At 53.6% G+C, this 14,583-nt stretch carries 7 protein-coding genes; 2 read left to right on the forward strand and 5 right to left on the reverse strand.

Annotation, left to right across the window (positions count from 1 at the left end; all coding sequences use genetic code 11):
* Positions 1-27: 27 nt before the first annotated feature.
* Positions 28-4,230, forward strand: a complete 4,203-nt coding sequence (locus J2I46_RS25115; protein WP_207331840.1) for a response regulator — start codon at positions 28-30, stop codon at positions 4,228-4,230.
* Positions 4,231-4,277: 47 nt separating this feature from the next.
* Here J2I46_RS25115 and J2I46_RS25120 read toward each other — a convergent pair whose 3' ends face one another.
* The 4 genes from J2I46_RS25120 to J2I46_RS25135 form a co-directional block, all read right to left on the reverse strand.
* Positions 4,278-4,874, reverse strand: coding sequence for a 3-keto-disaccharide hydrolase (locus J2I46_RS25120; protein WP_207331841.1), 597 nt, complete (start codon positions 4,872-4,874; stop codon positions 4,278-4,280).
* Positions 4,875-4,953: 79 nt separating this feature from the next.
* Complete coding sequence (locus tag J2I46_RS25125) at positions 4,954-10,125, reverse strand: hypothetical protein (protein WP_207331842.1); 5,172 nt, start codon at positions 10,123-10,125, stop codon at positions 4,954-4,956.
* Positions 10,126-10,255: 130 nt separating this feature from the next.
* A complete protein-coding gene (prmA, locus tag J2I46_RS25130) occupies positions 10,256-11,104 on the reverse strand; it encodes a 50S ribosomal protein L11 methyltransferase (RefSeq protein ID WP_207331843.1) in 849 nt (282 codons plus the stop codon).
* 72 nt (positions 11,105-11,176) lie between these two features.
* Positions 11,177-11,767 carry a YdeI/OmpD-associated family protein gene (locus J2I46_RS25135; RefSeq protein ID WP_207331844.1) on the reverse strand — a complete coding sequence of 197 codons (591 nt, stop codon included), beginning with the start codon at positions 11,765-11,767 and terminating at the stop codon, positions 11,177-11,179.
* Between the two features lie 166 nt (positions 11,768-11,933).
* Here J2I46_RS25135 and J2I46_RS25140 point away from each other — a divergent pair, with 166 nt between their 5' ends.
* A complete protein-coding gene (locus J2I46_RS25140) occupies positions 11,934-13,436 on the forward strand; it encodes a lipopolysaccharide biosynthesis protein (protein ID WP_207331845.1) in 1,503 nt (500 codons plus the stop codon).
* Here the strand turns inward: J2I46_RS25140 and J2I46_RS25145 are convergent.
* Positions 13,389-14,582, reverse strand: a complete 1,194-nt coding sequence (locus J2I46_RS25145) for a putative sugar nucleotidyl transferase (protein WP_207331846.1) — start codon at positions 14,580-14,582, stop codon at positions 13,389-13,391. The two genes, J2I46_RS25140 and J2I46_RS25145, sit on opposite strands and share 48 nt — an antisense overlap.
* Between the last annotated feature and the right edge of the window lies 1 nt (position 14,583).

The following is a 14,583-nucleotide window of genomic DNA, read 5'->3' on the forward strand; positions in this document are numbered from 1 at the left end:
GTTTGTCTGACCAACCTACGTACTGGCATGGCTCAACATACTACTGGCCATGTTGTAGCGGAGTTGCGCCCGGATAACCCATCTTATTCGGTACAGGTACGTCATTTTTCCGTTGAACACGGATTGCCTAACCGATCAGTTACACGTCTTGAGCAGGATGCGCAGGGATTCATCTGGATCGGTACCCTCAACAATGCCTACCGGTTTGATGGTAGCCGCTTCTGGCCATTGCCCGACTACGCACGCGCATCGCGGAAACAAATGCCTTTTTTTATCGAAAGAATCAGTTCTGATCAGACAAGCAGGCTCTGGTTCTTTAAATCGCATTCATTCCTGGATCAATGGATAGAACAATGGATCCCTGAGAAGAAACAGCTTGTTCTGTTTACCATACGTACGCGTTCCGCCGATGGGAAGGGGCATTTTTACCCGGCCGAACCCATTGGGCAGCGGGGCATACCCGTTGCGAAGGGGAGTCGTTTAATCGTGTATCAGGAAAAGGGCCATGTATATCGCCACGATGATAAACCAGTCTTAACAGACATTTATTCATTGCCTGCGGCAAGCAGGCTGGCCCATGTTGGCAGTACCCAGAAAGGATCACTGCTGCTATCGGTGCGTGACACCAACCGAGTTCATCACTCGCTCATCGAACTGGATTCGCAGGGAAGGGTACAACGAACGATTCCGTTTCCCAAAGCACTTCGACCGGTTTGTACCGATGCCCAGGGAAATAGCTATTTCTACCATGAATATCAGGGAACGGAAGCCCCCGACCAGCTTCCGCAGGTGACGAACCAACTACTCTCGGGCTACTTGTATCGGCTTGATGCGAACAATCAGCTGGCAAACATACCTATCCACTTCCCCCAAAGCCCGTTTTTTGCGCTAACCGAAGGTGAGCCCGCTTCAGCCTTGCTGAGGAGTGCACGGGTGGTGTATGATGCGTATCACGATCTGTTCTGGATCTTTGGTAAAGGCACCCTGTTTGCCTGGCACCCTACAAAAGGTGTTGTGTATAACCTGACTGCCTCTGATTTTCCTGTGGCGAAAATCCTCTTCTTGGGTAGTTTGCTCGTAGACCGGACCGGGGGGGTGTGGGTAGGGTCTAATAACGGCGTTTTGCTGCTCTCTCTGACTCCAAATCGATTTAGCCACTACTTCTACAATATTCCGGGCTCGATCGGGTATTCCGATGTAGCCACCCGCGGTATCGTGCAGGTGGGCAATTCGCTCCTGGTCAATGCGGCCAACAACTGGATGATTGATCTGACCACCGGTGCGCGTAAGACAACCTTATCTGGCAAACAGAACCAGCAAACGAACTTATTCTACCAGCACCCGATAGTCGTTGCCGGAAAAGATAGCCTCTGGATGGCCCGGTCAATGCTTTCGCTTGTGAGGCCAGCTACGAAAACGGTTGTACAGTATCCGCTGCGGGGTGAGCAAAATGAATGCTGGGCGATCAGCGTTGACGGAAGGCGTAACCTGTGGATAGGCTACGAACAGGGCATCAGTTACTTCGATGTATCCCGGAAAAAAAACCAGCTATTCACCAAATACAACAGCTGGCCGGAACTGGCCGAGAACCGGGTCAATGGCTTCTTCCCGGATCGTCGGGCTGGTGGGATATGGGTAGCGGCTTCGTCAGGCCTGTATTTGCTCGATACCCTGCGGGGCATAGCGGCCCGGTACAGTACAGAGCAGGCAGCGCCCCGGTACCTGCCGTTCAACCATATCACCTACGTTCATATTGATCCTGACCAGCCGGGTGTTTACTGGCTGGCTACGCGGGGGGGCGGGCTAATACGATGGGAACGGGCTATAGGGCGCTACAAGCAGTATACGCAGGCAAGCGGATTGCTGAACGCTACTCTCTATTGCTTATACACCGATCACCCTAACCCGAAGCTCCGGCGCAACAAAAATCGACTCTGGTTTACCACCGACTACGGTCTGGTGAGTTTCGATAAGCGGAGCGAGCGTTTCCGGACATACCTGCCCAAAGACGGAATCACGCATGAGGAATTTAATTTTACTGCGAATTATCAGGCACCTGATGGGCGGTTGTTTTTAGGCGGACTAAACGGTATTACGGCGTTCTGGCCTAATCAAATTCAGACTAGTGCTTCCACCAATGCGCCCCTGGTTATCACCCAGTTTCAGCAACTCAATGGCCAGACTGGAATTATGGAAAATCACCTGGACGACTATCAGGCAGGCCAGCCGGTTCAGATCGCCTCGTCGAGCCGGGCTTTCCTGCTGTCTTTCGCTTTGCTCGATTACTGCTACCTGGGACAGACCAGGCTGTGGTATCGTATACATGGCTGGCAGGATGCCTGGGCAACCCAAAAACAGAATGACCTGCGAATCAACGGTTTGCCGTCGGGGAGTTATCAACTCGAGGTTCGCATGCAGAGTATTAACGGTCAGTGGGTTTCCAATACCCTGTCGATACCGGTGGTCGTGCAGCCGCCCCTGTATAAACGCCAGTGGTTCATGCTCCTTTGCCTGTTTACCATTGTCGGCGGAACGGTAGCCCTATTCCGCTGGCGGAACCGGCTGCTGGTGCGGGAAACTATTCGACTGGAAGCGGAAGTGGCCAACCGAACGGCTCGGATCGAGGAAGATAAAGCCATTATTGAGCAACAGGCGGCTGAACTACGGGAAAATGCTACCCTTAAATCGCGATTCTTTGCCAACGTCACCCACGAGTTCCGTACGCCGCTGACCCTGCTGCTTGGCCCGCTAACGTACCTGAGTAAACGAACCGCCGATACAACAACTGAACAGTTGCTGGCAACCATGGAACGAAACGCCCGGCGGCTTCAGGAACTGGTTAATGACCTGCTCGGGCTAGGTAAGCTCGAAGCAGGTCAACTACAACTCGACTCGCAACCGGCCGACCTGCGAGCCGTGGTTGCCCGAACAGTGACGGCGTTTAATACCCAGGCGAGTTTTGCCGGCATCAGACTGGATATCGTGGGGCTTGACCGGCCCATTGGTATGCTGCTCGACGTACCCAAGCTCGAAACGGTGATCCGTAATCTCGTAGCGAATGCCCTGCGCTTTACACCCAGAGGGGGAACAATCACGATTCGGCTGATTGAAGCCGGTAATCAGGTACGTTTGTCTGTGGCCGATACCGGCTGCGGTATCCACCCCGATGACCTGCCTCATGTGATTGAGCGTTACTACCAGTCGGGTAGGCCAAACGCGCCGTTGCAGGGCGGTACGGGTATTGGATTGGCCATTTGCCACGAATATTGCCAATTGTGGCAGGGTGAACTGCTCATCGATAGTGTGCTGGATAAAGGGAGCACCTTTACGGTTACCTATCCCAAACTAGCCGCCTTATTGCCTGATATAAGCTCTGATTATCAAGTTGATACTCAGTATACAGGTGCTTCGCAAGTTGAACTGATAGAGCCATCGGTGAAGCGGGAGATGATATTGCTTGTGGAGGACAATCCGGATATGGCCAGCTACGTTCAGATGCTGCTGACTCCCCAGTATAACTATCACTGGTGCCGTAATGGGTTCGAAGCGCTGAAGTGGCTGGAGGAACAAACGGTTGATTCACTACCGGATCTTATTCTGACAGACATGATGATGCCTGAAATGGACGGTATGACACTGCTGGAAACAGTACGCAGTCAGCCCACATGGCGACCAGTTCCGGTTATTATGCTCACCGCCCGGTTTAGTCAGGAGATCCGTCTGCGCGCCCTCCAATTAGGCGTGGCCGATTACCTGACTAAGCCATTCGACGAAGACGAACTCCTGACGCGCATTCAAAACCTGCTTGATCGCGCCCATGAACGCGCTTTCTGGATTACGCCTCCCGTTCAGGAGCTGGAAAGCGACGAGCCTGACGAAACGAACGTAACTCCGCCCGATGAGACCTGGCTACAGGATATTCAGCAGCAGGTAGTAGCCCGACTGACCGATAATCGGTTTCAGGTGACTGATTTGGCTGAGGCCGCCAACATGAGCCAACGCCAGTTTTATCGTCGCCTTAAGACGTTAACTGGTTTGTCACCTATTCAGTTTGTGCAGGAAGTGAGGCTACAAACGGCCTACGAATGGATTGAGGAAAGTCGCTATAAGACCGTTAAGGAAGTGGCGCACCGAGTAGGTTTTCAGAAGGTATCGTATTTCTCCCGGCTATATCAACAGCGTTTTGGTATATATCCAAGCCTGCGCATCAGCGAACAGAACGAAGCTTAGCGGTAGTCATTTAATGACAGCGCAGCAAATGACTACCTAACAAATACCTATAGTTGCTTCAGCACCAGTTTCCGCCAGCGTACTTTGATACCGCCACCATCGTGAATCTGGAGCGCAATGGACCCGTTGGCCGCGCCGATTTTAGCATCGTGCATATCAACCATTGGTTTGCCGTTCAGGTACGTTTGTACGTGGTCGCCCTGCACGCGCATGCGGAGCGTGTTCCACTCGCCTGGTTTCAGAATTGTTTCTTTTTCGGGTGGAATCTGTTCCAGCCAGCCCCGGCCGTATGATTCGTAAACGCCGCCGGTATCATGGTCTTTAGGGGCTACTTCAACCTGCCAGCCGCTGATCTTGGTGCCTTCGATCGATGACCGAAAAAAGACGCCGCTATTGCCGTTGGCTTCCTGCCTGAACTGCACCGACAGATCGAAATCCTTGTAGGTTTGCTCGGTGGCCAGGTAGCCGTATTGCTTGTCAGGGCCGCTTTCGCAGATCAGTTCACCATCGGCCACATACCATTTTTCGGTACCGTAGATCTTCCAGCCTGTTAGGTCTTTGCCGTTGAAGAGCGTTACTTTTTTAGCCGGAGCCATGGCCAAAAACAGGCCCGAGACGAGAAATGCAACGAAGAATCGAATCATAATATGAGTTTGTTTTAGGGTTGAGTGCCCTTCCTTTTCGGCCACCCAACCCTAAAACGTCAGACCCTGAACGGCCTACTCAGAAGCCTTCTTTTTCGTCTTCTTTATCTTTTTTCGGCTCTTTCTTCACTGGTTCCTTCTTGGCAACCACCGGTGCTTTTTTAGTCGTATCGGTTTTCGCTGCGGATTTGCCTTTAGCCACTGTCGGCTTTTTGACAGCTGGTTCGGCATCATCTGTGCTTACGTCTTTGGCCGGATCGGTTGCTTTTGCTGTCGCGCGGTTCGAGGTTGGTTTGGTCGCTTTTACCCCCTTAGCCGGTTTTGCTACGGGCGCCGCCTCTTCGTCACCACCAAAACCATCGGCTTCTTTGGCAACGGCTGTCTCGGCGGCAGTTGGCTTGGCCGGTGTTTTGGCCACAGGTTTTTTAGCTGCCGGTTTCGTCCGCACGCGATACTGCGACTCATAACGCTCTACAAACAGGGCTTTCTCGTCTTCAGTAGCTGGAACAATAGACAGGAGCGACTTGCTTTTGTTATTGTTGAGCAGGGCCGTGAGCTTGTCGTTTGTCTCTTGGTCTGATGTAATAATTGCCAGTTGTCCCGCGCCGCCATTGCCCGTTGGGTGGTAATCGTAAAAGGCCCACACCTCATCGGAAGCGGCCATATACAGGCTCAACTCATCACCGTTGCCTCCTTTACGGATTTCGATATACCCGTCCATCTGGGCGTTGATGTCCACATTTTGCAGATTCGATACACCCAGTTTGCCAATGCTGTAGAAAGCGTTGAACTTCTCAGACCAGCGGAGGTTTGTATTGGCCAGCACCAGCGCAGAATTCAGTTTCGGCGATGCCAGCGCCAGCGATACATGCTGGTTTTGCGCTTTGTTCCGATAGTCATCTACCGCTTTCTGACCAAGCAATGGCAGTAACTTGTCTGACAGTCGGTTCAGGTCGTCGTCGGCTGCTTCGCTGTTTTGTTCTTCCAGGTTGCCCTCTACCAGCTTGGCCGCAATGGCCGCGTTGATCTGCTCCGGTACGGCAAACGTCATGGCCAGCAGCGCATTGATCCGGTAGGCGGCGCTGTCTACGTTGACCCGGGCCGACCCACTGGCGAGCAGGTATGTGTTTGGCTTGCTGCTCATCAGGTTCATGGCCCCCCGGAAGGTCATAATGCCTTTGTCGTCGTTGAACAGGAAATTGCTCTCGAAATCGTCATTCAGCCCTTCGGTGCCCACTTTCGGACCAATCACGAAGGTTTTCTCTTTCTCGTCGTAGCGCATGACGCCCGTTGCCCGGAAGATATCATCGTCGCGGTTGTCTTCTTTGGGCGACAGGAACGACGGGTAAATGCCGGGGCTGCCGAAGCGACTCTGAATACCGGCAACCAGCAACTGCCCGCCTTCATTCCTGAGCTTATCATCAACCGGGATGTCGATTGTTTCAACCACGTTGGCCTTGAACGGAATCCAGCCACTGACAAGGTCGAGTCGTTTTTTCAGGAGTGGTTTCACGAAACCATCCAGACCAAGATCCTTTTCGGGAGCCTTCATCTGAATGTCGCCTTTGAACTGCATTTTCGAGGTCAGCATCAGCTTATCGTTCTCGTCAATATCGGCGCGGGCCACGGTGTAGTACGTGGTCAGCGGCTGTGTGCTGGCAGCAGACGCTTTTTTCTTGCCCGTCGTCTTTCCAACTGACTTACCCGGTGCAGCTGCCACTTTGGCGGCTTCTTTAAACTCGAAACTGCCCATTTTAATTGCCGATGTATCACCTTTCGCTTTGGCAAAAAGGTACGTGGCATCGCCGGAGAAACGGGTACGCGACGCGATCTGGATGTTACCATTTCGCAGGCGGTGGAACAACGAAACGGTGTCGAGCTCCAGCCGGGCATTTTTGAACGGTTGCATATCGCCGTTGCGCCGGATGGTCACCAGCCCTTTCTCGGGATAAATACGCGCATCGGCCGAGTTGATGTACGACACGCCGCTGATGTTCAGCGTCATTTTGTCGACGTCATACAAACCCGCGCCTGCGTTGAAGGTCAGTCCTTCCTGCTCTTCGCCGGTCGCTGTAAATGTGGAGGTTTTTACGTCGCCTTTCATGGCAATCGTTTTGCCCTTCATGTTCCACTGCGCCTTGCTGATGTTGGTGCGGTAAGCGGCGTATGGAAATTCCATGCTCGAACTCAGCGTATCGTCAATGGCCCGGTTATCGCGGTTAATGGCCAGATCGACAATGCCTTTTACCTGATCGAAATCAACGTCGATACCATTACCGAGCAAGACGGGCTTTGGCGCAATACCCTTGATATCGGCCATCGACTGGATTTTAAGCTTGGCATTATCGGCCTGGAAGCCATCTTTCCCAAACTTGATGCTTTCTGATTGCACTTCCGAGTCGGTTCGGGTCAGCAGGCCGTTTCCATACAGACCCGTAGCTCGTAACAGCAGGTTGCCTTCCAGTTTGGTAGTGCCGTTGAAAAAGGTGAAGCTGTTCTTCTGCGTGTTGATGACCATGCTATCTGCCTTGGGCCACCACTTCATCCCGAAATTAGCCAGGGCTACGTTAGGATAATAGGTTTGCGACGGAGCCGCCTGCGCTACCACCTTCTGGCCTTTCTTTGGTTTGGCCACCGCCACTTTCGTTGCCTGTGCTTCTACGATCTGCCCCGTTTCGCCGCTAGCCACCAGTGAGTCGGGCATAAATAAGATCTCTTTGTTCGACAAGGTCGCGGCCAAATGCACCAACTCGCCCGGCGCGTGAAGCCCGGTTTTATCCATGATCAGTTCGCCCGTTAGCTTCACTGTCGAGGCCGGTACGCCGTAGAGTGGGTACGTTGCTGCCTTGTGCGTGAAGCCCAACGTCTGGTCGGGCATGGTTTTCAGCTCGGTCTGGAAGGGCGGGAAAATGCCGTCGGAGTGGAACGTACCTACGAACGAAATATCACCTTTACCCACGCTGTCGTTATCAATGGCCGGAATCTTGAAGAATACCTTCCGATTATACCGCCGGTCGCCGCGCTCCTCCTGGTCGAAGTACACGGTCATGCCTTCGGGCATCACCAGCCGCTGCGTGGTCTTCTTCCCTTTCACTTTCCCCGACTTGTTATCGGCGGTGGCGAAGAAAACGGAGCCCGGTTTTTCGTACTTGATGTCGCCGCCAATCTCGTCGGTGCGCCCCTGATCGGCCAGTTTTTGCGGCGTAAAGGTGATCGACTCGATCTTGTTCATGTTCAGCGCGAACTTGTCGTAATCAAACGCCAGGTCGATGCCATTGTAGCGCATATTCCCCGATTTCATCTGCCCCGTAAACACCAGCGACCGGCCTTTGCCAATGCGCAGTGTTTTGTTGCTTGGCATGCCGTATAGCTTCAGCGAATCACTGATCGTGAACCGATCGACGCCCCGAACCGTCAGGAATTTTTCCTTGCTGCCCAGATCAATGGTGGCGTTATGAACCGAGTCGTTACTGTTGAAGAATGACTTGACCTCGAAATTATCGTAGTCGCGTTTCTCGTTGTAGGCCAGGATATACAGCGCTCCCTTGCGGCTCAGGCGCAGCATTTTCGTGCGTTCGTCCTGTTCCAGATAGCCTTCCAGCAGCATCCGCCCCAATGATCCGCGCAAGGCCTGTGCATTCACATTGGGCACCGACCGAACAATGTCATCATCAAGGAACGACTGCTGTTTTGTTTTGGTGATGTAGTTGCCGATGATCTGCAACGGGTGGAAACCGTAGTCGGTGGCAATGTCGGAGTAACGTTGTGGCTGGAAATAATCGAATGATTCGAGCCGGACGGGGACTTCGCGCTTGGCCCCGATCTGGTAAAAATCGACCTTCTGTTTGGGTACGTCCCAGCGAACTACTTCGGGCTGAATGAAAAACTTATGATACGTGTCGGAGAACGGTACGCGCCCATAGCCCGTGCGATCAATGCGGCTGAGCGACGCCACACGCATGGTCTTGTCGAATTTGAACTGAACAGCCGGGTGGGTTATTGAATCGGCCGAGTCGATGTAGCCCGTAAACTGCGCCACCGGCGCGGTGATCAACGAATCGCGAAACTCGAATTTGCGGCTAATGGCTTTAAAAACGGTCTTGCCCGCCCGATCGGCCACAGTAAGCAGGGCAGGTTGCCCATCGGCCGAGGCCCCAACCAGTTGCAGACCAGCCAGCGCCAGGCCGCCCTTATACGTGATGCCCGAGCCAAGGCCGGGAATGACTTCGTTGTTTCGGTACGAGGCAAAGCGCGGATACTGGTCAGGTACGTTGCTGAACCGTTTTTTGCTGAGGTATTCAAACACTCCCAGAATGGGTTTGGCCCCTTTCTCCATCGTCAGGCTTACGTCGTCGGCCTGGAGGCGTGGGTTCATCACTACCATGCTGTAGTTGGTGAGGGTAACGTACCTGTCTTCGCGCCCCTGCAGGGCCCAGGAGAACGTACCGCCTTTACCTACCCAGATACCCTCTTTCAGGATGAAATCGCCCGAGGTGCTGTTTACCAGGGCCGAATCGCCGTTGGCCACAATGGCCAGAAACGCATTGTTGAGCGTAACAACTGCCCCCGTTGCCGCCGGAATGGGGCGTCGCTGAATGGGTTTATACAGCACGCCAATCTCTCTGGGTCTGGTCGTATCAATGCCCACGGGGGCATCCCATCCGTCGAAGTTGGAAGACGCCGCTACGGTTGCCGTTTCCGACGTGGCAGGCGACGTACCTGTGGTGCCCTCGGGCGCGGTGGCGCCTGCTTTGTCGATCCAGCGGAAGGAGAACGTACCACCGAGCAGGAACGTCTTGTTGAATTTGGCTGCGTATAGCTCGCGATGTTGCAGAAACGCGCGAGCGGCGTCCATCACGCGGGCAAACGCTTTCGGGTCGTTCAGGGCAAATTGCTTTGCGGCCACCGTCAGCAGGTTATCAATATCGGGGGCGTTCACGGCTGGCTTGGCCGTGTAAACAATATGATACAGTGAAGCGAGCAGCGGCGAAAAATGAGCCGCAGGCTGATAGCGTTTCTGGTTCATCTGTCGGCAAAGCGCCACGAGCCGGTCGCGTTGCGACGCCGTCAGTGTTGATTCGCCCCAGAGCGATTCAAAATCCTTCTCGACCTGCAACGTCGCTGGCCCACCGGTGGCCATCAGCTTTTGCAGGTCGGGTAGAAACTGGTCTGCTTTGTCCGACAGTTTTACGTTCTGGGCCTGCCCCAGCAAAGGCAGTAGTAAGCAGAGTAAACAGGCTATTCGCTTCATTGTGAAAAAGTCATTGTGCGTGGCGTCATTATGCTACGCTGTCATTAGGTGGTCGTTACGCGGTGCCGTAGTTGATTGTCATTCGGTGTTTCGCGACAAATGACTGCTTACTGACAACGTAGCATAACGACTATTTCATAAACAGCACCGACGCCCATTGGTTGCGCGTCAGTTGGGTACCTATCGATAAGCCCGATTCAACCGCTTTCCGGATAATGTCGGGTGCATCATGTTCGTAAAAGCCACTCACCAGCAACTGGCCACCTTCTTGTAAATGAGAAACATAGGCTGGTATTTCGGCCAGCAATACGTTTCGGTTAATGTTTGCCAATACGATATCGAACCGCTCGTTGGCTGGCACGCCTTCGATGGTGCCGCCAAAGACACGTACCTGGGGGCAGTGGTTCAGCGCCGCATTCTCGATGGCATTCTCTACCGCCCACTCTTCAATGTCGAACGCCAGCGCGTCGGTTGCGCCGAGTTTCACCGCCAGGATCGCCAGAATGCCGGTTCCGCTTCCCACATCGAGCACCGTTTTTCCGGCATGATCGAGGCCAAGCTGGTGTTGCATCATCATGTGGGTTGTTTCGTGGTGCCCTGTTCCGAACGACATTTTCGGGTTGATCAGCAGGTCATACGTAAACGCGTTGTCTGGTTCGTGGAATGACGCCCGCACCCGTACCGATTCGGGTCCCGACGCTGTTTCTGTAACGACTTCGATGGGCTGGTAGTTTTGTTCCCATTCGGCGTTCCAGTTCTTCTTTTCTAACGAAGTAACGGTATAGGCTATTGCCGTTTGCGCCTGATAACGAGCAATCAGTTCGGCCACTTCGTCGGCGTCGAAATCGTCCTCAGGAATGTAAGCGTTCAGGCCCTCGTCGGTCTCAGTAAATGACTCAAAACCAAGTTCGCCCAGCTCGGCAGTAAGGATGTCGGCAAAGTCGGGCGAAAGCGTAAGCTGTAGTTCGATGTAGTTCATACCGTAAAGGTACGGTGATGAGCAGAACCAACCGATTTGAGCGCCAGAAGCGTAACCGCCTGCGCTTAGTAATTATTTCTTGACGAACTGATTGGCGCGAATATTCTGCGCGGCCAGCGTGGCCGTTTCCAAAATCCGGTTAGCGCGGGTTTCGGGACGTTTGGCCGTCAAAATCCATTGCAGAATACCCTGCTTTACTGATTTAGGGAACGCGGAAAAGTGTTTTTCGGCCGGGGGAGTAGCGGCCAGGGCTGCCTGCAAATCGGCAGGAATGATCACCGCTTCTACCTCGTCGAGGGCGGTCCAGGTGCCGGTTTCTTTGGCTAGATCGATCATGCGCTGCCCGGCGGGTGTCATCAGCCCCTGCTCGATCAGTTGGGCCACGCGGACCTTGTTCAGGCCGCTCCAGTTGCTGCGCGGTTTGCGGGGGCAATAGTAGAGGAGCGATCGCTCGTCGTCGAATTTATTAGGTTTGCTGTCGATCCAGCCGAAACAGAGCGCTTCCAGAACGCTTTCGGCGTAGGTGATGGTGGGTTTGCCGGTGGCTGCCTTGTAGCTCATCAGCCACACACCTTTCGAGCTGGCGTGGTTGGCCATCAGCCAGTTGCGCCATTCGGCCCGGCTATGAATGGCAACGATCGGAACCCCGTCTGTATGGACCATTGGTATAGGTACGTTGTTTTGCCGTTAATTTACGGAAAGGAAGGAGGAAAGGGAGAATGGAAGAAAGGGAAATGGTTCGCTTAATCATATAGTCGCCTTAGGCAGAGCATTCCCCTTTCCCACTTCCTCCCTTTCCCCTTTCCTCCCTTTCCCCCTTCCTCCATTAATGGGTTCAATTCAACGCCAGACTATACTTGGAACCGGCTTCTCCTACGCGGGTATCCTTGTCGGGTTTCTAACGACCGGGCTGTTACTACCCACCGTGCTGGAACCGGACCAGAATGGCCTCATTCAGTTGTTGATGAGCTACGCCATCATCCTGACGCAATTTGCCAATCTGGGTATTAACGGAGCTGGTGGCCGGTATTTTCCGTATTTCCGAAACTACGAGCGCGGCCACGGTGGCTTTTTGCTGCTGTCGCTGAGCCTGTCCATCATTGGCTTTTCTCTGGCAACAGCAGCCGTGCTGGTGTTTAAAGACCAGATTCAGGCGGATAATCAGGCGAAGTCGGCCCTATTTTCAGAGTACTACCTATTGCTGTTGCCGCTGACCTTCGCCACCCTGTTTTTCAACCTGTTCGACAATTACGCCCGCCTGCTCTACGACAGCGTAACGGGTACGTTCCTGAAGGATTTTTTACAGCGGTTTATCTTTCTTGGCGTTGTGCTCGCCTACTGGCAGGGGCTGATCAGTTTCCCCATGATGCTGGCTGGCTGGCTGAGTTCGTACCTGATTTCGTTGCTGCTCATGATGGCCAGCCTGATCCGTGATGGGCACTTCATGCTGGCGCCCCGCCACCTCAACTTTCCACCCGATTTGCGGCGGTCGCTGTTTCGCTACGCCGGACTCACCCTGATGACGGGGTTATCAACACAGGTTATCCAACATGTGGATAAACTGATGATAAACGAGATGAAAGGCTTGTCGAGCACCGGTGTTTACGGGATCAGTGCTGCATTCGGGTCGGTTATTGCGGCCCCGGCTACAATGCTTTACAAGGTGTCGGGGGTGGTGATTGCTGATGCGTGGAAGACTAACAACATGGCCACGATTCGGTCGGTCTATCAAAAAAGTTGTCTCAGCCAACTGGTCATTGGCTGTCTCGCTTTCGTAGGCATCGCCGCCAACCTGCCCAATATTTTCCAATTTTTAAAACCTGCTTATGAAGCGGGCTACTTTGTCATTCTCTGGCTGGGATTCGGCAAACTGGTCGACATGGCAACGGGCGTTAACGGGCAAATTCTGGGTACGTCGCGACGGTACGCCTGGGATTCGGCGTTTAACATTGGTATGGTGATCATCACGATTGCCATCACGCCAAGCCTGATACGTGCTTACGGTATAGAAGGGGCGGCCATTGGGGCAGTTATAGCTACGGTGCTGTTCAACGCCGCCCGAACCGGATTTGTCTGGTACGTATTTGGTTTTCAGCCGTTTAGCTGGCGTAATGGTGCGGTGGTAGTGCTCGGCGCTGCGGTTTGGTTGTTGGCTTCGCTACCACCTTATCTAGCTGGGAGTAAGGTACTTGTCATCACAGATATTGCTGCACGGTCGGCCGGTATTGTGGTGGTGTATCTGGGTACGTTGCTGGCTCTTCGCCTATACCCCGACCTGAACGCCTTACTGGTTCGTTTGTGGGCCTCGCGTGGCCTCATAAACCGCCGTTAACAGTGCTTCCTCCGCCAACCCGAAGGGTAATCCACGTCGGCCAACCGTTTCGCGGGCCACGTACATGGCTTTGTCGAGGCGGTAATCGGAAAAGCCTTCGGCAGCACCACCCCACGAAAAGGAGGGAATATGCTTGGGCTGAAACCCCGCCCCAAACACGTTCACGTTGACACCCACCACGGTGCCGGTATTAAACAGCGTACTGATACCTGATTTAGTAAAATCGCCCATCATCAGTCCGCAAAACAGCCGCCCCGTATCTTCCAGCTGATCGGTAGCGTAGCTGTGTAGCTTTACGTTGGTGTAGTCGTTTTTCAGGTTCGAGTTATTCACGTTGGCCCCCAGATTACACCATTCGCCAATGACTGAGTTGCCCAAAAAACCGTCGTGCGCTTTGTTGCTGTAACCGAAGAAAACGGAGTTGCCCACTTCGCCGCCCACTTTGCAAAATGGACCGATGGTGGTGTTGCTCCGCATTTTGCCGCCCCAGTTCACCGTCGAATTATCGCACAGGGCAAACGGCCCGATCATGGTGGTACCTTCGCTAATGGTGGCGTTTTTACCAATATAGATCGGTCCGCCTTCGGCATTCAATACCGACGCCCGGATCGTGGCACCTTCCTCAATAAATAGATTTTCGGCTCCGTATACCGCCGTATGCGGGTCGGTCATCGGGGCAGAGGTACGTCCGGCTGTTATCCTGGCAAAATCGGCCCGAATCTGATCGCCATTCAAGGCGAATATGTCGGGTAATTGCCGCAGGATAACAGGCGTTTCGGGCGTTGGGACAGGAAAAAAACCGGTTGCGTTGGGTGCTTTATCGAGGTTGTAACTGGTGCGAACGGCAATCAGGGTCTGATCTGTAGTGAGTAGCGCCTGCCCGTCGGTCAGGGTTCGAATGGCAGCGACCAGTGCATCTGTTGGACAAACAGCCCCGTTGATGTACAGGTTATCCGTGCCCGCAACGTGAGGGAATTTTGGTTGTAGGTAAGACTCTGTCAGGTGAGAAACCGGGTTTTTCAGCCAATTTTCCCATTTTTCGGTAATGGTCCAGATACCCATACGAATATCAGCTACCGGTCGGGTAAAGGTAAAAGGCAGTAAAGCCGTCCGAATGGTTGGCTCATCGAAGAGAATATAATTCATA

This window comes from Fibrella forsythiae, assembly GCF_017353175.1.
GTDB classification, from domain to species: domain Bacteria; phylum Bacteroidota; class Bacteroidia; order Cytophagales; family Spirosomataceae; genus Fibrella; species Fibrella forsythiae.

Coding starts and splice junctions, on each gene's coding strand:
- J2I46_RS25120 (WP_207331841.1), bottom strand. CDS start 4,874: ATGATTCGATTCTTCGTTGCATTTCTCGTCTCGGGCCTGTTTTTGGCC.
- J2I46_RS25125 (WP_207331842.1), bottom strand. CDS start 10,125: ATGAAGCGAATAGCCTGTTTACTCTGCTTACTACTGCCTTTGCTGGGG.
- prmA (WP_207331843.1), bottom strand. CDS start 11,104: ATGAACTACATCGAACTACAGCTTACGCTTTCGCCCGACTTTGCCGAC.
- J2I46_RS25140 (WP_207331845.1), top strand. CDS start 11,934: ATGGGTTCAATTCAACGCCAGACTATACTTGGAACCGGCTTCTCCTAC.
- J2I46_RS25115 (WP_207331840.1), top strand. CDS start 28: ATGGCTCAACATACTACTGGCCATGTTGTAGCGGAGTTGCGCCCGGAT.
- J2I46_RS25145 (WP_207331846.1), bottom strand. CDS start 14,582: ATGAATTATATTCTCTTCGATGAGCCAACCATTCGGACGGCTTTACTG.
- J2I46_RS25135 (WP_207331844.1), bottom strand. CDS start 11,767: ATGGTCCATACAGACGGGGTTCCGATCGTTGCCATTCATAGCCGGGCC.